General features: G+C 50.5%; 22 protein-coding genes and 1 other RNA gene. All 23 read left to right on the forward strand.

Going from position 1 to position 18,411, the window contains the following annotated elements:
* Positions 1-216: 216 nt before the first annotated feature.
* Positions 217-396: non-coding RNA, 6S RNA (gene ssrS, locus PHF27_RS01790), on the forward strand.
* Positions 397-501: 105 nt separating this feature from the next.
* The gene (locus tag PHF27_RS01795) at positions 502-1,218 is read left to right on the forward strand and encodes a tRNA threonylcarbamoyladenosine dehydratase (protein ID WP_300065306.1); all 717 of its coding nucleotides are present in this window, start codon (positions 502-504) and stop codon (positions 1,216-1,218) included.
* A 20-nt stretch (positions 1,219-1,238) separates the two neighbouring features.
* Entirely contained in the window at positions 1,239-2,570 is a 1,332-nt protein-coding gene (locus PHF27_RS01800) for a replication-associated recombination protein A (protein ID WP_300065308.1), read from the forward strand.
* Between the two features lie 154 nt (positions 2,571-2,724).
* Positions 2,725-3,168, forward strand: coding sequence for an Rrf2 family transcriptional regulator (locus PHF27_RS01805; RefSeq protein ID WP_300065310.1), 444 nt, complete (start codon positions 2,725-2,727; stop codon positions 3,166-3,168).
* A gap of 47 nt (positions 3,169-3,215) precedes the next feature.
* Positions 3,216-4,421, forward strand: coding sequence for a cysteine desulfurase NifS (gene nifS, locus PHF27_RS01810; RefSeq protein ID WP_300065312.1), 1,206 nt, complete (start codon positions 3,216-3,218; stop codon positions 4,419-4,421).
* A gap of 30 nt (positions 4,422-4,451) precedes the next feature.
* On the forward strand, positions 4,452-4,829 hold the full coding sequence (gene nifU, locus PHF27_RS01815; RefSeq protein ID WP_324292596.1) for a Fe-S cluster assembly scaffold protein NifU: 378 nt from the start codon (positions 4,452-4,454) through the stop codon (positions 4,827-4,829).
* On the forward strand, positions 4,830-5,927 hold the full coding sequence (mnmA, locus tag PHF27_RS01820) for a tRNA 2-thiouridine(34) synthase MnmA (protein ID WP_300065314.1): 1,098 nt from the start codon (positions 4,830-4,832) through the stop codon (positions 5,925-5,927). It abuts the gene before it with no gap.
* A 390-nt stretch (positions 5,928-6,317) separates the two neighbouring features.
* A complete protein-coding gene (gene alaS, locus PHF27_RS01825; RefSeq protein WP_300065316.1) occupies positions 6,318-8,939 on the forward strand; it encodes an alanine--tRNA ligase in 2,622 nt (873 codons plus the stop codon).
* A gap of 137 nt (positions 8,940-9,076) precedes the next feature.
* Positions 9,077-9,349 carry an IreB family regulatory phosphoprotein gene (locus PHF27_RS01830; RefSeq protein ID WP_018703154.1) on the forward strand — a complete coding sequence of 91 codons (273 nt, stop codon included), beginning with the start codon at positions 9,077-9,079 and terminating at the stop codon, positions 9,347-9,349.
* 69 nt (positions 9,350-9,418) lie between these two features.
* Positions 9,419-9,841 (forward strand): Holliday junction resolvase RuvX, encoded by a 423-nt coding sequence (gene ruvX, locus PHF27_RS01835; RefSeq protein ID WP_300065319.1) that lies wholly within the window; start codon positions 9,419-9,421, stop codon positions 9,839-9,841.
* Between the two features lie 58 nt (positions 9,842-9,899).
* Complete coding sequence (locus PHF27_RS01840; RefSeq protein ID WP_300065321.1) at positions 9,900-10,229, forward strand: DUF1292 domain-containing protein; 330 nt, start codon at positions 9,900-9,902, stop codon at positions 10,227-10,229.
* 128 nt (positions 10,230-10,357) lie between these two features.
* Complete coding sequence (gene mltG / locus PHF27_RS01845; protein ID WP_300065323.1) at positions 10,358-11,365, forward strand: endolytic transglycosylase MltG; 1,008 nt, start codon at positions 10,358-10,360, stop codon at positions 11,363-11,365.
* Complete coding sequence (locus PHF27_RS01850) at positions 11,365-11,970, forward strand: O-methyltransferase (protein WP_300065325.1); 606 nt, start codon at positions 11,365-11,367, stop codon at positions 11,968-11,970. The genes mltG and PHF27_RS01850 overlap by 1 nt, the downstream gene beginning before the upstream one ends.
* Positions 11,957-13,192, forward strand: a complete 1,236-nt coding sequence (locus tag PHF27_RS01855) for a U32 family peptidase (RefSeq protein WP_300065327.1) — start codon at positions 11,957-11,959, stop codon at positions 13,190-13,192. The genes PHF27_RS01850 and PHF27_RS01855 overlap by 14 nt, the downstream gene beginning before the upstream one ends.
* Before the next feature lie 2 nt (positions 13,193-13,194).
* The gene (locus PHF27_RS01860) at positions 13,195-13,416 is read left to right on the forward strand and encodes a DUF4911 domain-containing protein (RefSeq protein WP_300065329.1); all 222 of its coding nucleotides are present in this window, start codon (positions 13,195-13,197) and stop codon (positions 13,414-13,416) included.
* Positions 13,417-13,479: 63 nt separating this feature from the next.
* The gene (gene aroQ, locus PHF27_RS01865) at positions 13,480-13,944 is read left to right on the forward strand and encodes a type II 3-dehydroquinate dehydratase (RefSeq protein WP_300065331.1); all 465 of its coding nucleotides are present in this window, start codon (positions 13,480-13,482) and stop codon (positions 13,942-13,944) included.
* Complete coding sequence (locus tag PHF27_RS01870; RefSeq protein WP_300065333.1) at positions 13,937-15,031, forward strand: aminopeptidase P family protein; 1,095 nt, start codon at positions 13,937-13,939, stop codon at positions 15,029-15,031. Before aroQ ends, PHF27_RS01870 begins: the two co-directional genes overlap by 8 nt.
* A complete protein-coding gene (efp, locus tag PHF27_RS01875) occupies positions 15,028-15,585 on the forward strand; it encodes an elongation factor P (RefSeq protein ID WP_018703163.1) in 558 nt (185 codons plus the stop codon). Before PHF27_RS01870 ends, efp begins: the two co-directional genes overlap by 4 nt.
* Before the next feature lie 187 nt (positions 15,586-15,772).
* Positions 15,773-16,168, forward strand: coding sequence for an Asp23/Gls24 family envelope stress response protein (locus PHF27_RS01880; RefSeq protein ID WP_300065336.1), 396 nt, complete (start codon positions 15,773-15,775; stop codon positions 16,166-16,168).
* 15 nt (positions 16,169-16,183) lie between these two features.
* Positions 16,184-16,723 carry an alkaline shock response membrane anchor protein AmaP gene (gene amaP, locus PHF27_RS01885; protein WP_300065338.1) on the forward strand — a complete coding sequence of 180 codons (540 nt, stop codon included), beginning with the start codon at positions 16,184-16,186 and terminating at the stop codon, positions 16,721-16,723.
* A 19-nt stretch (positions 16,724-16,742) separates the two neighbouring features.
* Entirely contained in the window at positions 16,743-16,982 is a 240-nt protein-coding gene (locus PHF27_RS01890) for a DUF2273 domain-containing protein (protein WP_300065340.1), read from the forward strand.
* A 23-nt stretch (positions 16,983-17,005) separates the two neighbouring features.
* On the forward strand, positions 17,006-17,419 hold the full coding sequence (gene nusB / locus PHF27_RS01895) for a transcription antitermination factor NusB (RefSeq protein ID WP_300065342.1): 414 nt from the start codon (positions 17,006-17,008) through the stop codon (positions 17,417-17,419).
* The gene (locus PHF27_RS01900) at positions 17,416-18,378 is read left to right on the forward strand and encodes an O-sialoglycoprotein endopeptidase (RefSeq protein ID WP_300065344.1); all 963 of its coding nucleotides are present in this window, start codon (positions 17,416-17,418) and stop codon (positions 18,376-18,378) included. Before nusB ends, PHF27_RS01900 begins: the two co-directional genes overlap by 4 nt.
* Positions 18,379-18,411 lie beyond the last annotated feature (33 nt).

Genomic DNA, 18,411 nt, shown 5'->3' on the forward strand with positions numbered 1-18,411 from the left:
TTTCCCCAAAACGCAAAGCGCCAGCTGCGCTATGACGCAAGCGCCCAGTGACGTGTCTGAACGTCAGCTGCGGGAATTGCATATTAAGTCGACCGTTATTGCTAAAAGCTAAGGTTTCTTTTCTTTCAGCCAGGCTTCAAAGCGCAGAAAACCAGGCGACACTTGTCAAATAGCGATAATTCTGCTATTATGAAGTTGAAGAAAAGAGCAACACTCTTAACCCGACTGTGTGCGTATGCTGCCTGGTATGTTTTGAGCCAACACTTTTACGACGGGAGTCCGGTCTCTGAATAAGACGTGCAGGCCCTTTACGGGGATCCATTGATTTTTCAGGAGGGCACCCACCTGCTAACGCAGGTTCAAAACTAGTGGGCGAGACGGCATGGTGGGGTTAGTTTTTTCATAACAATTTTTAGACTCGACAATTTTGTCGAGTCTTTTTACCTATTATGAGAGCTCTATGTTGTGTTTTCTTAGATCATGCAGGAGGCTTCTTTAACTATGCATCGTTTTTCACGCACTGAAATGCTTATAGGTTCTCAAGGATTACAGACCTTGCAAAATTCCGCTGTGGCCGTTTTTGGCGTCGGCGGCGTTGGCTCCTTTGCGGTAGAAGCCTTGGCGCGAGCAGGGATTGGTCAACTGACGTTAATTGATCATGATGTGGTTAGCCTAACGAATTTAAACCGACAGCTGCCGGCTTTATCAAGCACTATCGGGCTGCCTAAAGCCGCCGTGCTGAAAGAGCGAATTTTGGATATTAACCCGGATTGTCAAGTGGAAGTCATTCTAGAAGCCTATGGAGAAGAAAAAGGAGACTGGCTGCGGCCTGAACGTTGGAATTTCATTGTGGATGCCATCGATTCAATGGATGCTAAAATTGATTTGCTTGTCCGCGCCCATCGTCTCGGCATACCCATTGTCTCGAGCATGGGCGCTGGCAATAAGCTGGACCCTGAGGCTTTTCATATTGTAGATATTGCTAAAACCCACACTTGCCCTATGGCCAGAAACGTCAGACGTCTTTTGAAACAAGCAGGAATCACTAAAGGAATTCCTGTGGTGTTTTCTACGGAAAAGCCCTTTGCTTCGGCTGACGCCGAGCCGGAAGAATCCCATTTGCGCCGCCAGGTACCGGGAAGCATTTCCTTTGTTCCCTCTACGGCGGGGCTGTTATTAGCCGGCTATGTTGTGCGTTCTTTGCTGCGTTTAGCATAGGAACAAAGGAGGCTGTTATTTTGGATTTGTTTTCATTGGCTGAAGAGAAGAACACGAACCGCAAACCACTCGCCGTGCGCATGCGCCCGCAAAAGCTATCTGAACTGGCAGGGCAGGAGCATCTTCTTAGTCCCGACTCTTTTCTGCGGCGTATGATTCAGGCGGATACGCTGCCCAGCCTGGTTTTGTACGGTCCCTCCGGTACCGGAAAGACGACATTGGCGGAACTGATCGCCACTACTACCGGAGCGGTTTTTGAGCGCCTGAACGCGGTAACTGCGGGCACGGCGGATTTGCGCAAAGAACTGGCGGCAGCGCAGGAACGACGCCAGCTCTATGGCAAAGCTACCATTCTTTTTGTCGATGAGTTTCATCGTTTTAACAAAGCCCAGCAGGATGTGCTGCTGCCTTATGTAGAGGATGGGCGGATTACGCTGATCGGCGCCACGACGGAAAACCCTTATTTTGAAATTAACGGGCCCTTGCTTTCGCGCATGCGGGTTTTGCGTCTGAAGCCGTTGACTCCGCAACAACTGGAAGCTCTGCTTAAGCGGGCCCTGGAAGATAAAGAGCGCGGTTTGGGCAAAAGACATTTGCAGGCGGAAGCTTCTCTTTGGAGCGGTATTACCGGCTTAGCTGGCGGCGACGCACGTACCGCCTTGAATCTTCTGGAGCAATGCGCCGCCATGGTGGAAGATGAGGCAACGCTGAATTTGGCGGTGTTAGAAAAAGTTGCCGACGAAAAGCTGCAGCGTTTTGACAAAAACGGCGACGCTCATTACGATACAGTATCCGCGTTTATTAAGAGTATGCGCGGCTCCGATCCAGATGCGGCAGTACATTATCTGGCCCGGCTGTTGGCTGCAGGGGAGGATTTGCAATTTATTGCGCGGCGCATCGTAATTTGTGCGGCCGAAGACGTGGGCAACGCCGATCCCCAGGCGCTGGTACTGGCTATGGCGGCGGCTGAGGCGGCCCGTTTTGTAGGCTTGCCGGAAGCGCGCATTCCTTTGGCTCAGGCGGTCGTCTATATTGCGACGGCGCCCAAGAGCAATGCCTCTTATCTGGCTATTGACGCAGCCTTAGGAGATGTGCGCCATCAGGAATGCGGCAGCGTTCCCCTGCATCTACGAGACGCTCATTATCGCGGCGCCGCCCAATTTGGACATGGTGCGGGGTATCGCTATAGCCACGATTTCCCCGGCCATTGGGTAGAGCAAGAGTACTTGCCGGAGCCGCTGCAAGGCCGGCGTTACTATGAAGCCGCTCTGGGACCGGAAAAGACGCGCTGGGACGAGACCAAACGCCGTCAAGGGCGGGCCGAGGGGACCGGAACAAGAGTAACGGAGTAACAGAGGGATACGAGATAATAAGGAATAGTTGCAAAAGATAAACCTGACTTAGCTTTAAAACAACCTCAGATTGGGGTTGTTTTTTTTCTTGTTATTTGCTATAGTAAAAGCAAATAAAACCAATCGTATTAGTCGGAAAAGAAAGGGGATTGCCGTGAAGCTATCAACCAAAGGACGTTATGGGGTATCCGCCATGTACGATTTAGCCGTTCATTACGGTCAGGGGCCCATTTCTTTAAAAAATGTCGCACAGCGTCAAGAAATCTCCGAGCATTACCTGGAGCAGCTGATGGGGACTTTGCGCAAAGCCGGCTTCGTTAAAAGCGTTCGCGGCGCACAAGGCGGTTACAGCTTAACCAAGACTCCCGAAGAAATTTCGGTAGGCGATATTATCCGAGTGATGGAAGGGCCTATTGCTCCTGTAGACTGTTTGCTCTCAGGCAAAGAGGATAACAAATACTGTACTAAAGCCTGTACTTGCGTCACCCGCGGCGTATGGGCCAAAGTTGGAGACAGCATTACGCAGGTGTTGGATTCCATCACTTTGCAAGATTTGTGCAACCAGGTGGAAAATGAGGCAGGAAAACCGCAGCTTTAACCTGCGGCTTCATAGGGGAAGGAAATTAAAGGGGAGGCTTTATTCACATGAAACAGGTATATTTGGATCATTCTGCAACAACACAGGCTCTGCCGGAAGTGGCAAAACTTGTAAGTCATTATATGACCGAAGACTTTGGTAATGCATCCAGCGTACATGCTTTTGGTCGTACGGCGCGGCAGGCTGTTGACGAAGGCCGTCAGCAGGTAGCGGCCCTGATTAACGCCCAGCCTGGAGAAATCTTCTTCACCAGCGGCGGTACTGAGTCTGACAACTTGGCCATTAAAGGCATTGCTTCAGCTAATCGCAAAAAAGGCAATCATATCATTACTACGGCTATTGAACATCATGCTATTTTGCATCCTTGTGAATATCTGGAAAAACAAGGCTTCCAGGTTACCTACCTGCCTGTGGACGAGTACGGCATGATCCGTTTGGAGGATTTGCAGCAGGCCATTACGCCGCAAACCATCTTGATTAGCGTTATGTTCGCCAATAACGAAGTAGGAACCATTCAACCAATTCGTGAAATTGGTAAAATCGCTCGCGAAAAAGGGATTATTTTTCACACTGACGCGGTACAGGCTACAGGCAATGTGCCCATTGACGTGGTTGATATGAATATTGACCTGCTGACCTTGTCGGGGCATAAGCTGCATGGTCCCAAAGGCATCGGCGCTCTGTTTATCCGACGCGGCGTCCGTATTGACGCGGTACAGCACGGCGGCGGTCAAGAACGCAAACTGCGTCCCGGAACGGAAAATGTCCCCGGCATTGCCGGCTTAGGTAAAGCTGCGGAAGCAGCAAAAGAGGAAATGGCGGACAAAGTGGCTCGGATTACGGCTCTGCGTGATCGCTTAATGCGCGGCATTGAAGAACGCATTCCCGAAATCAAGCTGAACGGCCATCCGACACAGCGCATGCCTGGTAATGTTAATTATAGCTTCCGCTATGTAGAAGGTGAATCCTTGCTGTTGAGCTTGGATATGAAGGGAATTGCCGCTTCCAGCGGTTCTGCTTGTACTTCCGGCTCCCTGGATCCGTCCCATGTGCTTTTAGCGATGGGGTTGAGTCACGAAATTGCTCACGGTTCGCTACGGCTGACTTTGGGCAGAGGCACTACGGAAGAAGATATCGATTATGTTTTGGAAGTATTGCCGCCGATCATTGAACGCCTGCGCAGCATGTCCCCGTTGGCGGCTAATGCGGGCGCCATGTTGGAAAGCAATCCTTGCCAAAATTGTCGCTCCTAATGTGTTTTACCTTGAAAGGAAAATTGAATTATGTATACCGAAAAAGTAATGGATCATTTCAGCAATCCCCGCAATGTTGGTGAAATTCCTGATGCCAATGGAATCGGCGAAGTTGGCAACGCCAAATGCGGCGATATTATGCGCATTTACTTGAAAGTCAAAGACAATGTGATCGAAGATGTGAAATTTAAAACCTTCGGCTGCGGCGCCGCTATCGCTACGAGCAGCATGGTCACGGAAATGGTTATCGGCAAAACGCTGGAAGACGCCTTGGAGATTTCCAATCAGGCAGTAGCGGAAGCTTTGGGCGGCTTGCCGCCGGCTAAAATGCACTGCTCCAATCTGGCAGCCGATGCTCTGCACGAAGCCATTAAGGATTATATGAGCAAGCAGCCCAAGGAAGTTTAAGTGCTTAACGCAAAGACAAAAGTGGTTGTCGCCATGAGCGGCGGTGTGGATAGTTCCCTCACCGCCGCCCTTTTAGTGCAGGAAGGGTACGAAGTGATTGGCGTCACCATGCAATTATGGACAGAGGATGTTCCTGTTGATGATCCCAATCATCGCGGCTGCTGTTCTTTATCCGAAGTGGAAGATGCGCGTCGCGTCGCGCAGACTCTGGGAATTCCGCATTATGTGATGAACTTCCGCGACGATTTTCATCATCTGGTAGTAGAGTATTTTATCCGCGAATACACTGCTGGACGCACGCCTAATCCCTGCATTGCCTGCAATCGCCATATCAAGTTTGAGCGCCTTTTGACCAAGGCGGCAGCCTTGGGGGCTGATTATGTGGCTACCGGCCATTACGCGCGCGTTATAAAAGACGAGCAATCTGGAAGGGTGCTGCTGTGCAAGGGCGTGGATGCGACCAAGGATCAGTCGTATGTGTTGTATCATTTAAATCAACAGACACTGCAGAAGTTTTTATTTCCTCTGGGCGGCATGGAAAAAACAAAAACAAGGGAATTGGCGCGGCAGTTTAATCTGGTAGTGGCGAACAAGCCGGAAAGCCAGGAAATCTGCTTTATTCCTGATGACGATTACAAGCGCTTTTTGCGCGAACATGCGCCGCAGTCGCTGAGGCCCGGAGATATCGTAACCCAAGACGGGCAAGTTTTGGGCCGCCATGAGGGACTGCCGTTTTATACGATCGGCCAGCGCAAAGGGCTGGGTATCGCTGCGGCGCATCCTTTGTATGTCGTGGAAATAGATGCGGCCCATAATCGGGTGGTCGTTGGACCACCCGAAGCAGTATACGCTTCGGAACTGCTTGCAGATGACTTAAACTGGATTGCCATGGACGACCTTGAAAAGCCACTGCAGGTACATGCAAAAATTCGCTATGCCGCACATGAAGCGCCGGCGATGGTTTTTCCGGAAGCCAACGGCATGGTGCGGGTGAAATTTGAACAACCGCAGCGAGCGATTACCCCGGGGCAGTCTGTTGTTTTTTACCATGGTGAAAAAGTGGTTGGCGGCGGTGTCATCCACAAAGCCTGTTTGTAAAGGAAGCATACGAAGTAAATTGAACAGGAGTAAAAGGAGTAGATGGAGGATACGCAAGAGAAGAACGGGGCAACGGTTTTGAACAGAAATAGGGATGGTGCGGTTAGACTGCACCGGCGGCAATGATTGTATTTGAGACTTTTATTGGAGCAAGCCGGTCCGAAGGACGAAAAAGCTGGCTAAGACGGATTACAGTTTCGCTTGTTTGAGCACAGCGAGTTAAGAAACTGCCGACTTAGTCAGTTTTTTTGAGGCGCGCGCAAATCGTGTCTCAAATGCAATTATGCCGCTCCGCAATAATCAAGAGGCTGACGGGCTGACCTTCCCTTTGACACGTCCTGGCTGGTCGGGTATAATTTTTAAGAATAAGCCATCTGTAATGAGCGGAGGATGAAGTACGTGAAATCTATGACAGGTAATGAAATTCGCACACGCTTTCTGGAGTTTTTTAAATCAAAAGAGCATTTGGTAATGCCCAGTGCTCCCTTGATTCCTCATGATGATCCTACGTTGTTGCTAGTCGGAGCCGGCATGGCGCCCTTTAAGCCGTTTTTTACCGGCAAGATCAAGCCCCCCCATACGCGCATCACCAGCAGCCAAAAATGCGTCCGTACCGGCGATATTGAAAATGTAGGCCGTACCGCGCGGCACCAGACCTTTTTTGAAATGTTGGGCAATTTTTCCTTTGGCGATTATTTTAAACGGGAAGCCATTGTTTGGGCTTGGGAATTTTTAACCAAAGAATTGGAACTTCCTGCTGATCGTCTGTGGATTACCATCTATACGGAAGACAATGAAGCCTATGACATCTGGCATGATGAAATCGGCATTGATCCAGAGCGCATTGTGCGCATGGCTGATAATTTCTGGGAAATCGGCCCCGGCCCCTGCGGCCCTTGTTCGGAAATACATATCGATTTAGGGGAAGAGCGCGGCTGTGGTCCTGAGTGCAAGCTAGGCTGCGACTGCGATCGGTTTTTGGAAATCTGGAACCTCGTTTTCACGCAGTATGACCGAGATGACGAAGGAAATTACCATCCTTTGGCTAAGAAAAACATTGATACTGGCGCCGGCCTGGAACGGTTGGCTTCGGTGCTCCAGGGCAAGCCTTCCAATTTCGAGACGGATTTGCTGTTTCCTTTGATTGCGCATATGTCAGCCTTGTCTGGCGTCGCCTACGGCGTTGATAAAAAGAATGACATTTCGCTCAAAGTCATCGCTGACCATGCGCGCAGCATGGTCGTCATGATCAATGACGGCGTATTGCCGTCTAACGAAGGCCGCGGCTATGTGCTGCGCCGAATTTTGCGTCGCGCCTTGCGTCACGGACGCTTGTTGGGCGTAAAGAAAGCCTTTTTGGCCGACTGCGTGGACGTAGCTGCAAATATTTTCAACACGGCCTATCCGGAGCTGTTGGAAAAAGCAGACTACATCCGCAAGGTAGTAAGCCAAGAAGAAAGTCGCTTTCAGACTACATTGGTTACTGGCGAAGAACTTTTATCGCAAGAAGTGGCTTCCTTGCGTACTAAAGGGGAAAATCAACTGCCGGGTGAAACGGCTTTCCGTTTGTATGATACCTATGGTTTCCCTTGGGAACTTACGGAAGAAATGTTGTTTGACGAAGGTATGACCCTCGACAAAGCCGGTTTTGATGCTGCCATGGAAGAGCAGCGCTTGCGCGCCCGCGCCGCGCGTCATGAAAACGAGCGTACTTTTGTGTTGGAACTGACAGGTCTGCAAACCGATGGCCTGCGTATAGACGCTGCAGCGCAGCAAGGACGCATTTTGCGTATCTGGAAAGAAGGCGTTGTGGTTGAGGAAGCCGGCGATGGCGAAGAAGTCGCTGTGCTTTTGGATGTCACTCCTTTTTACGCGGAAGGCGGCGGCCAGATCGGCGACAGCGGCCGTTTGGAAACAGCCCTGGGCAAAATGGAAGTGCAAAGCGCCAAAAAATTGGCTAACGGTGCAATTTATCACCAAGGATTTGTGCAAGAAGGCATGCTGCGGACCGGTGAAACCGTGGAAATACGCCTAGATGCAGCGAAACACCAAGATGTTGCCCGCAACCATACGGCAACCCATTTATTGCATCATGCGCTGCGCAAGGTTCTAGGGGAGCATGTGCATCAGGCAGGCTCTTTGGTAGAAGCGGATCGCCTGCGTTTTGACTTTGCGCATTTTGCGGCGGTTACGTCGGAAGAACTGGCAGCCGTAGAAGCCCTTGTTAATGAAGCCATCTTGGAAAACCGCGCTGTCTCTTGCTTGGAGACAAGTCAAGAGATCGCCAAAGACATGGGCGCCATGGCTTTGTTTGGTGAAAAATATGGCGACGTGGTTCGGGTAGTTGTTATTGACGAGGTCAGTAAAGAACTTTGCGGCGGCAGCCATGTAAACAATACCTCGGAAATCTCCCTGTTCCAGATCGTCGGCGAAGCCAGCACGGGCGCCGGCGTACGCCGCATTGAAGCGGTGACGGGGCGTGCAGCTTATGCGCGCATGCAACAGCAGCGCTCCTTGCTGTTAGAAACAGCAGCTATTTTGAAAACCCAAGCGCCTGAAGAAGTTCCCGCCCGCGCCGCCCAGTTGCAGCAGGAACTTAAAGCGCTTGAAACCGTAATAGCCGACAAGGAAGCTCAGGCAGCGCAGACGCAGCTTCAGGCGCTGCAACCGGAAATGATCGGCGAGGTAGAAGCCGTGATTGCCCAAGTGGAAGTTCCAAACCAGGAATTATTGCGCTCCTTAGCCGACCAATTGCGGGATCGCATGAAAAAAGGCGTTGTGCTCTTAGCCAGCGTACAAGAAGACAAAGTCAGCTTGGTGGCGATGGCGACCAAAGAAGCGGTGGCCGCTAAAGCGCATGCAGGCAATTTAGTGAAGGAAGTAGCCAAAATCGTTGGCGGCGGCGGCGGCGGCCGGCCGGATATGGCGCAAGCTGGCGGCAAGGATCCGGCTAAACTGGCTGAAGCGCTTTTAAAAGCCAAAGAAACGCTGCGCCAGCAGCTGGGTCTCTAAAGGCCTAGGTAAAAAACTAATTCCTGAAAAAGATAGCAGGGAATGGCAATGGATCGTCGAATAGAATTATTATATTAAGTTTAAGGGGCTCGCTGATTACAAGCAGCTCCCTAACGGCGCGAAAGGAGGATGGAACGATGTCGGATCATGAGCAGAATGTATCGCAGGATACGATGATGTTTCGCGCTGGCAGCGAAGGAAATCATGTTGCCGCCCTCACCATTGCTACCGTCTGTCAGGCCTTGAAGGAAAAGGGGTACAATCCTATCAATCAACTGGTGGGGTATCTTTTATCTGGAGATCCTACCTATATCACCAGTCATCGCAACGCTCGCGCCTTAATTCGCAAATTGGAGCGAGATGAAATTTTGGAAGAATTGGTCCGGGCCTATGTGAAGGAAATTCAATAGTCAGTATCAAGGGACAGGGAGCATGCAAAGTGCGTGGCTCCCTGCCGCTTTTTAGGAGGAAGATGTGTTGTGCGCAGTATGGGCTTGGATGTAGGAGATAGAACCATAGGCATAGCGGTGAGCGATTTATTGGCTCTAACGGCGCAAGGCGTAGAGGTCATACGGCGTACTTCCCCGCAAGCTGACTTTGCAAGACTGACTGTTTTATGTCAGGAATACGAAGTGGGTACCATTGTTGTGGGTCTGCCCAAAAATATGAACGGTACTATAGGCCCCCGCGGCGAGTTAGTCCAGGAATTTGCCGCTCAGCTGCAAGAGCAGCTGCCGGACGTTAAAATTGTTTTTTGGGATGAACGCCTTTCCACGGTGGCGGCGGAAAAAGCGCTTATTGAGGCGGATGTGCGTCGCAATAAACGGCGTAAAGTGATTGATAAAATGGCGGCTATTATTATCCTGCAAGGCTGGATGGATCTGCAGAGCCGCAGCGGTTGACAGGCTATGCCGTGTAAGATACAATGGCAATAGCAATAAGAGAAAGAGGTGAGCGCCCATGACAGATGAAAAATTCAACCCTGAAGAAATGGAAGAAGATGAGGATGTTGTTGTTGTCATGACCGATGAGGAAGGCAACGAATTTTACTACCGCGAAGAATTAATCGTGGAAGTCGGCGAAAAGCGCTTTGCTGTTCTGGCACCGATTAAAGTGGATGAAGAAGGCGGCTGCACCTGCGAATGCGGTTGTGAAGACGAAGATACGGATGTCTTCATCGCACGTATCGATGTGGATGAAAATGGCGAAGATGTCTATACCGATCCTACGGACGAAGAGTTTGACGAAGTTCGCAAAGCTTATGAAGAACTGGCGGACGACGAAGAGTAGAATGCCTGAAGCAACCGGAAACGGTTGCTTTTTTTTTGTTGCTGTGTGTATAATAAAACCCGTGACAGTAAGAAACGAATTTAAGACTTTTAAAATAGAATTCTAAAGGCGGAACACGAGGTGTTGGAATGAAGGATCGACTTTGGGAAAAAGGATTTCGGGGCAAAAGTCTCTGGATTATTTTGGCGGGCATTACGGTCTTTTTTTTCACCGTGCTTATTAGCGCCTTTTTGGTGCTGCAGTCGCCGCCTTCCAGGACTACTGATGCTGTATTGACTGTAAAAGACGGCATGAGCGCCGGTGAGATTGCCAAAGAGCTGGAAAGCCAGAAGGCTATTCGCAGCATTTGGCTGTTTCAAGTATTGGCTAAGTTCAGCCGTTTAGATCACTCCCTTCAGGCTGGCGAATACGTTTTTGCTCCAGGCATGAGTACGCGAGAGGTAGTGGCGAGACTGGCGGCCGGAGAAACGCGTTACGCCAATCTTACCATTCCAGAAGGATATACGGTGCGGCAGATTGCCAAATTGCTGCAAGAGCAAAAACTTGGCAATGGAGACCGGTTTTTACAGTTAGCCCGCCTTTCCGGTCCTGCTGCAGGAGAGAGCGTGCAATTTCGAGCGGAAGGCTATTTGTTTCCGGATACTTACCGGATTTCGCCGGGAATGAAAGAGGAAGACCTAGTTGCCAAGATGCAGAAGGAATTTGATAAACGCTTCGGCTCTTTGCTGAAAAGCGGCAATGCCAGCGGCCTTACGCCAACACAGGTTGTCGTGCTTGCTTCTTTAGTGGAAAAAGAAGCGCAGCGCCCGGAAGAGCAGGCTGTTATTGCCAAGGTGTTTTTGAACCGGCTGCAGCAAAACATGCCGCTGCAGTCTTGCGCCACAATTCAGTACTTACTGGGATATCCCAAAGAAGAATTAAGCTTGCAGGATACGCAAATTCCTTCACCTTATAATACCTATCTAAATCCTGGCCTGCCGCCAGGGCCGATTGCCAATCCCGGGTTAGGCGCTCTTAAGGCCGCTTTGAATCCAGCCCAGACGGATTACTTATATTTTGTTGCAGATAAGCAGGGTAAGCATCATTTCAGCCGGACCTATGAAGAACACTTGGCCGCCATTGAGCAGGTGCGGTAATGAATGAATTGTTACTTGAAATGAGAACCTTTGCAGATCAACAAGGCGTTCCAGTGCTTCGCCAAGAAGCGGAACGCCTCTTGCGTTTATTGATGGAACGCTATCAGCCGCTGCGTATTCTGGAAATTGGTACGGCTATTGGCTATTCGGCGCTGCTGATGGCGCAGTTAGTTCCAAACTGCCGCATTCTCACTTTGGAAAAAGACGAAGAACGCATTCGCGATGCCCAGCGCTTTTGGCAGCGCGATCCTGGCATCAGTGAACGTATCCGCCTTTGGGAAGGCGATGCAGCTGAACGGTTAAGCGCCTTGAACGAAACGTTTGATTTTGTTTTTATTGACGCTGCCAAAGGGCATTATCTAAGCTATTTGCAACAAGTACTGCCGTATTTACGTCAGGGCAGCGTTATTTTAGCTGACGATGTGTTGTTTTACGGCCAAGTATATGGTCCCTGTCCCCGTCGTATGCGCACCATCGCTAAGCGCATGCGCCAGTATTTAGAGTTTGTACAAAATACGGACCAATTCCAGACTACTCTTTATTCGGAAGGCGACGGTCTGGCGGTCTCGATTTATAAAGGAGCAGAAACTAATGAAATTACCTGAGCTGCTTGCCCCTGCAGGCAATTTGGAGAAATTAAAGACCGCCCTTCTTTTTGGCGCTGATGCGGTATATGTAGGCGGAAAAAACTTCAGCCTTCGTGCGCAAAGCGACAATTTTGACTTTGCTGCGCTGCAGGAGGGCGTACAATATGCTCATGAACTTGGCAAAAAAGTCTATGTCGCCCTCAATGTTTTTGCCCATCAAAAAGAGTTGCAGGGAATTGCCGCCTATTTGCCAGAACTGCTGGACGCTAAGATTGATGCCGTTATTGTCGCCGACCCCGGCGTTTTTCGTTTAGTACGCCAAGAAGCGCCAAACCTGGCCGTTCATATCAGCACCCAGGCCAACACGGTTAACGCCTCGGCGGCCTGCTTTTGGCAGGAGTTGGGAGCCAAACGCGTTGTACTGGCGCGGGAAGTGACGTATAAGGAACTTTTGGATATCCGCAGTCAGGCGGAGGTGCAATTGGAAACCTTTGTACACGGAGCGATGTGCGTATCCTATTCCGGGCGTTGTTTATTAAGCAATTATTTTACCGGCAGAGACGCCAACCGCGGCGCTTGCACACAGCCTTGCCGCTGGAAATACGCGTTGCAGGAAGAAACTAGACCCGGTCAGTTTTATCCTGTTGAAGAAGACGCTCATGGCACTTATTTTATGAATTCCAAAGATTTGTGCTTGCTGCCGCACTTGCCGGCGTTAGTGACTGCCGGTGTTGACAGCTTGAAAATTGAAGGACGCATGAAGAGTATTCATTATGTCGCTACGGTGGTGCGCGTCTACCGTCAAGCGCTGGATCTTTTCGCTAGGAATCCCGAAGAATTTGCAATCCCTCCGGAATGGCTGGAGGAATTGCAGTTGGTATCCCAACGAGCGTATACGGACGGCTTTTTTCAAGGTCCGGCTGCCGGCGACGCCCAAATTCACGCAGTAGAGAAGGAGAACGCCGCCAAAGTGTTTTGCGGCGTGGTGACCGGCCACAGCGGTTCGGACTTGCTCGTGGAACAGCGCGGTCGTTTTGCCGTAGGAGATTGCTTGGAGGCGCTGCCGCCGACTGGTGAGCGGCAGCAACAATGCTTGCGTTTTTTATGGGATGCGAAAAGCGGCGCTGTCTTGGAACGGGCGCCTCATGCTCAACAGCAACTGCGTCTGGCTTGGGATGGGCTTCTGCTGCCGGTTGGAACGCTGCTGCGGCGTGTTTTGTCGCCTGGAGAGGAGGCTTAAGTATGTCGGAATCTGTTGATGCAAGCGTTTATTTGCGAGTACAGCCTCAAGATGTTAATTTTGTCAATCGTATTTTTGAAGGCTGTGAATATCTTGGCGTTGTTACCACCTTGGAACCCAAAGGCGGTCTTTTGGTCATTCGGGCTACGCCGGACACACGCCTTGAGGTGCTGGACATTTTGGCGCATCTGCCTGTTCCTTGGCAGTTTGTGGAGAAAGTATAGGCAAGCAGCAAGGTTTTGTGTTACAATGTCCTATGATACTTTGCGTGCAAAGGAGCTGACGACGTGCGCATACTGGTTTTGCACGGTCCTAATTTGAATCAATTAGGGCGTCGGGAGCCAACCATATATGGAACTTTGACTTTGCAGGAAATTAACCGCAGAATTGAAGAAAAAGCCGCTTCCCTAGGCGTTGCAGCGCAATGCCTCCAGTTCAGCCACGAAGGGGATTTGGTGGACGCCATTCATCAGGCTCAGGAAACAGCGGATTATATCATCATCAATGCCGCCGCCTACACCCATTACAGCATTGCCTTGAGGGATGCGCTGGCCAGCGTGTCCGTATCGGCGATCGAGGTGCATCTTTCCAACATTCACCGCCGCGAGGAGTTTCGGCATCATTCCGTGCTGGCAGCGGTTGTTATCGGTCAGATTTCCGGTTTTGGGGTCTATAGTTATTTAGCGGCGGTTGAAGCGGCGCACGGTCTTTGGCAGGAAGCAAAGAAAAAGGAAGCCGATGCTAATGAATGAATTGCGTTTGCAACGGCTGCGTCGACATCTTGCTGAAGCTGGCCTGGACGCTGTTTGGGTTGGTAATGCGCAAAATAGACGTTATTTAAGCGGTTTTAGCGGTTCTGCCGGCCTACTGCTCCTTACAGCTGAGACGCAGCAATTGTTTACAGATTTTCGTTATCACGAGCAGGCAGCGACTGAGGCGCCTCTATACGAGCTTTGTCTATATAAGGGCGCTGCAGCGAAGGCGCTTGCAGAAATTGTTTGCCGCAAAGGCATTCGCCGTCTCGGTTTTGAAAGCAAGCATTGTACGGTGGCCGCTTATAAGGAACTTCAAGCGTTGCTGCCGGTGGAATGCGAATTAATTGATACTGAATTAGAGCCTCTCCGTTTTGTCAAAGATGAAGAGGAATTAGAAGCTATTCGTGAAGCCGTACGCATTGCGGATGCGGCGTTTACGCACATTCTTGGCTATTTGCGTCCCGGCTTAGAGGAACGACAAGTAGCGGCTGAGCTGGAGCAGCATATGCGCTGTCTTGGCTCGGAGCGTCCGGCTTTTGATACCATTGTCGCCTCTGGTGTGCGCGGCGCTTTGCCGCACGGCGTTGCTTCCGAGAAAAAACTAGCTGTTGGCGACTGGATAACTATGGATTTTGGCGCCGTCTACAGGGGCTATCATTCCGACATTACCCGCACTGTTTGCTTGGGACCTGCTACAGAGCAGCAAAAAGCCGCTTATTCTCTAGTGCTTGCAGCGCAAAAGGCGGGAGTTGCAGCCATTCGCCCTGGCAAATTGGGCTGCGAGGTTGATGCCGTATCCAGAGATATTTTAACCAAAGCTGGTTATGGAGAGTATTTTGGCCATGGTTTGGGGCATTCGCTGGGCTTGGCCATTCATGAAGAACCCCGCTTGTCTTCTTTAAACACGCAGCAGGTGCTGCAGGAAAATATGGTGGTTACGGTGGAACCGGGTATTTATCTGCCTGGGCAGTACGGAATCCGTATTGAAGACACCGTCCGCGTTTCTGACGCAGGAGCCGTCGTTTTGACGGAAAGCGACAAGGAACTGATAGAAATCGCTTGTAAAATGGAGGATGAACCATGATTTCAACTAATGATTTTCGGACTGGCACAACAGTGGAAATTGACGGCGGCGCTTGGCAGGTCGTTGACTTTCAGCACGTAAAACCAGGAAAAGGCGCCGCCTTTGTGCGGGCCAAGCTCAAAAACCTGAAAACAGGCGCTGTTGTAGAACGCACCTTCAACGCCGGTGAAAAAATGCCTAAAGCTCATGTAGAAAACCGTCCTATGCAGTACCTGTATGAAAACGACGGCATGTACACCTTTATGGACAATGAGACCTTTGACCAAATTGAGTTGACTCGCGAGCAGTTGGGCAACGGCCTGAACTTCCTCAAGGAAAATATGAATATTGGCGTCAGCTTTTTCCAAGGAAACATCATTGGAATTGAACTTCCCAATTCGGTGGAGCTGGTTGTAGCGGAAACCGAACCTGGCATTCGTGGCGATACGGCTACAGGCGGCACAAAAATTGCCAAAATGGAAACAGGTTATAATGTCAAAGTTCCTCTGTTCATTGAAACCGGCGAAGTACTGCGTATTGATACGCGTACTGGCGACTATATCGAACGCGCTTAATTGGCGCATGGCCTCCCGCTGTGAAATGATCTTCGTTGCTGCGGGAGGTTTTCTTTTTCAGATAGGAACGTATAGTTTGGTCTGCGCTCGCTTCTTGGACCGCGTCAGCGGTTTGTAAAAAGAAGTAGGGTCTGTTATAATTGAAGAAAATTTCCGATGTTCTTCATTAAAAAGGAGGCTGCTGCAGATGCAAACACGCAAAGAAAAAGGCGAACAAAACGAAGTGGGAATCATTCGCATCGCCGATGAGGTCGTAGGAATTATTGCCGGCATGGCAGCTACGGAAATCCCCGGAGTCGCCGGTATGAGCGGCGGTTTGGTCGGTGGAATTGCTGAAATGCTGGGCAAGAAAAACCTGGCTAAAGGCGTAAAAGTGGAAGTCGGCGAAAAGGAAGCCGCTGTTGACCTGTACGTCATTATGGAATATGGCGTCAGACTGCCTGATATTGCAATTCAGGTACAGGAAAATGTGAAACACGCCATTGAGTCTATGACTGGTCTGGAAGTGGTAGAAGTGAACGTTCATGTGCAAGGCGTCGGCTTTACCGCCGAAGGACGGGACGACGACAGTCGAGTGCGATAAAGGGGAGGGAACGCCATGGGAATTCTTGATCGCATTTTGCTTTTGCTCTGTATAGTAACCTTTGCTTTGCTGATGCTGTCTACCGTTTTAGCAGCTTTTACCATTGTGCCGCTGGAATGGCTGGATGATGCCTTGGCGCTTCTTTATGGACACTGGGAAGCGGCTGCTGTGGCTGCGGTGTTTTTCTTGGCGTCTGTGCGGTTGCTTTTTACAGGCATGACTAGCGGTGAGCCGCGTGATACCATGCTTTGTCAAACGGAAAACGGCCAAGTGCGTGTTGCTATTTCCGCCGTGCGCAGCTTGGTGGAGCGTACAGCCCGCCAGATAAAAGGAGTCAAACAAACGAAAATCCGTCTGGAAAATGGTCGGCAGGGCATGAACATTTACCTGCGCATTGTTGTGCTGCCAGATCTGATCGTTCCCGAACTCACCGCCGAGCTGCAGCAGCGCGTACGGGCCACCTTGCAAGAAACTTTGTTAGCAGAGGTTCATGATATCCAGGTACTCGTAGAAGAGATTGCTGCCGAAGGCAAAGTACGGGCGCGCGTGGAATAAGGTTGGAGGAGAAGGAAACATGAACATGGAATTTGATCGGGAATGGCTACTGGCCTTTTGGCAGCGCCATAGCGGCAAAATCATTTGCTGTACGATCGGTCTTCTTTTCGGCGTGCTGGTTTTGGCTCTGGGCTTTTTCCGGACGTTGTTTCTTTTCCTGTGCATCGGTATCGGTTTTTTTGTAGGCAAACGCCTGGATGACAAAGAAGATCTGCTGGAATTGCTGGATCGCATTTTGCCGCCAGGTTATCGAAGATAGGAAACATCCCAAAGGAGTAATATATGAGTCGACGTTTAGCGCGAGAATTGGCTATGCAAGCCTTGTATCAACTGGATTTCCAAACAGAATTAGAACCGTTGGCGGCGCTGGAAGCAGCGGCGTTTGAGCAAGAGGTTACCCCGGATGCTGTCGATTATGCCAAACGGCTAGTAGAAGGCATTTGCGCTCATAGCGAGCAAATTGATCAGCATTTAAGCTGCACTTCTTCGCAATGGAAACTGGAACGTATGGCGGCGGTGGATCGCAACATATCCCGTATTGCCGTATATGAACTTTTGTTTGGCGAAGAGGAAATGACGCCTGGCATCGTCATTAATGAAGCTGTAGAAATTGCCAAAAAATATGGAGATAAGGATTCTGCACGATTTATCAATGGCGTGCTCGGTTCTCTGGCCAAAACCAAAGAATCGTCATGAAGGCTGTCCTTGGCATAGATACCAGCTGCTATACTACTTCGGCCGTTTTGCTGGGTTTGAACGGCAGCTTGTTAGCGGCAGCCAGACGGCTGCTGCAGGTGCCGCAAGGCAAACGCGGCTTGGCTCAATCGGAGATGGTATTTCAGCATGTCCGAGCGTTGCCGGAGCAGTTGGATTCTATTTGGCGCCGCTTTCCTGAGGCAATTTGCTGCGCCGTAGGCGCGACGTTTTGTCCGCGCGATATAGAAGGCTCCTATATGCCGGCTTTTTTGTGCGGTTATGGCAGTGCCAAGGCAGTGTCTCTGAGCCAAAAGATTCCTCTTTTTGCACTTAGTCATCAGGCTAATCATCTTTGGGCCGGCATTTGGTCCGCGAAGATGCCGCAAGAGGTGCAGGATTTTTTGGCGGTTCACGTATCTGGAGGAACGACAGACCTTTTGCAAGTAAAACGCTGCGGCGCTCAACTGAAAATTAAGCAATTGGGCGGTAGCGCCGATTTGCATGCAGGACAACTGCTGGATCGTCTTGGAGTAGCTTTGGGCCTGCCGTTTCCGGCAGGCCCTCATTTGGAAAAACTAGCTTCAGGATTTCATCAGGAAGCTCCAGAAGTTCCGGTAGCGGTTCAAGGACTGCAGCTTAGCCTTTCGGGACCGGAAACGCATTTAAAAAAGCTGCTGCAAAAAGAATTATCTCCGCCCTTGCTTGCTGCGGCGGCTGAAAACCTATTGGGAGAGACTCTGTTTCGGCTCCTGCGGCGTGCTGTGCGGCAAACCGGCGTGCGTGTTATTTTAGGCGTAGGCGGCGTGTTGGCAAATACGCGTATTCGCGAACATAGCTTGGGCCGGTTGCAAGCAAAACTGGGTTGTCATATCTATCTGCCGGAACCATGCTGGAGCGGCGATCATGCTCTTGGAGCCGCCTATCAGGCCGCGTTAGCATTGCAAGAGCAGGAGCAATAGCCAGGTTCTGCCGGCTTTACGCAAAGGAGAGAA

It is taken from the genome of Anaeromusa sp., assembly GCF_028691475.1.
Classification (GTDB): domain Bacteria; phylum Bacillota; class Negativicutes; order Anaeromusales; family Anaeromusaceae; genus Anaeromusa.

Bases quoted from the DNA above. Each gene is read 5' to 3' on its own strand.
- PHF27_RS01795 (WP_300065306.1), top strand. From the start codon at position 502: ATGCATCGTTTTTCACGCACTGAAATGCTTATAGGTTCTCAAGGATTA.
- nifS (WP_300065312.1), top strand. From the start codon at position 3,216: ATGAAACAGGTATATTTGGATCATTCTGCAACAACACAGGCTCTGCCG.
- nifU (WP_324292596.1), top strand. From the start codon at position 4,452: ATGTATACCGAAAAAGTAATGGATCATTTCAGCAATCCCCGCAATGTT.
- alaS (WP_300065316.1), top strand. From the start codon at position 6,318: ATGAAGTACGTGAAATCTATGACAGGTAATGAAATTCGCACACGCTTT.
- PHF27_RS01830 (WP_018703154.1), top strand. From the start codon at position 9,077: ATGTCGGATCATGAGCAGAATGTATCGCAGGATACGATGATGTTTCGC.
- PHF27_RS01840 (WP_300065321.1), top strand. From the start codon at position 9,900: ATGACAGATGAAAAATTCAACCCTGAAGAAATGGAAGAAGATGAGGAT.
- mltG (WP_300065323.1), top strand. From the start codon at position 10,358: ATGAAGGATCGACTTTGGGAAAAAGGATTTCGGGGCAAAAGTCTCTGG.
- PHF27_RS01850 (WP_300065325.1), top strand. From the start codon at position 11,365: ATGAATGAATTGTTACTTGAAATGAGAACCTTTGCAGATCAACAAGGC.
- PHF27_RS01855 (WP_300065327.1), top strand. From the start codon at position 11,957: ATGAAATTACCTGAGCTGCTTGCCCCTGCAGGCAATTTGGAGAAATTA.
- PHF27_RS01860 (WP_300065329.1), top strand. From the start codon at position 13,195: ATGTCGGAATCTGTTGATGCAAGCGTTTATTTGCGAGTACAGCCTCAA.
- PHF27_RS01870 (WP_300065333.1), top strand. From the start codon at position 13,937: ATGAATGAATTGCGTTTGCAACGGCTGCGTCGACATCTTGCTGAAGCT.
- efp (WP_018703163.1), top strand. From the start codon at position 15,028: ATGATTTCAACTAATGATTTTCGGACTGGCACAACAGTGGAAATTGAC.
- PHF27_RS01880 (WP_300065336.1), top strand. From the start codon at position 15,773: ATGCAAACACGCAAAGAAAAAGGCGAACAAAACGAAGTGGGAATCATT.
- amaP (WP_300065338.1), top strand. From the start codon at position 16,184: ATGGGAATTCTTGATCGCATTTTGCTTTTGCTCTGTATAGTAACCTTT.
- PHF27_RS01890 (WP_300065340.1), top strand. From the start codon at position 16,743: ATGAACATGGAATTTGATCGGGAATGGCTACTGGCCTTTTGGCAGCGC.
- nusB (WP_300065342.1), top strand. From the start codon at position 17,006: ATGAGTCGACGTTTAGCGCGAGAATTGGCTATGCAAGCCTTGTATCAA.
- PHF27_RS01900 (WP_300065344.1), top strand. From the start codon at position 17,416: ATGAAGGCTGTCCTTGGCATAGATACCAGCTGCTATACTACTTCGGCC.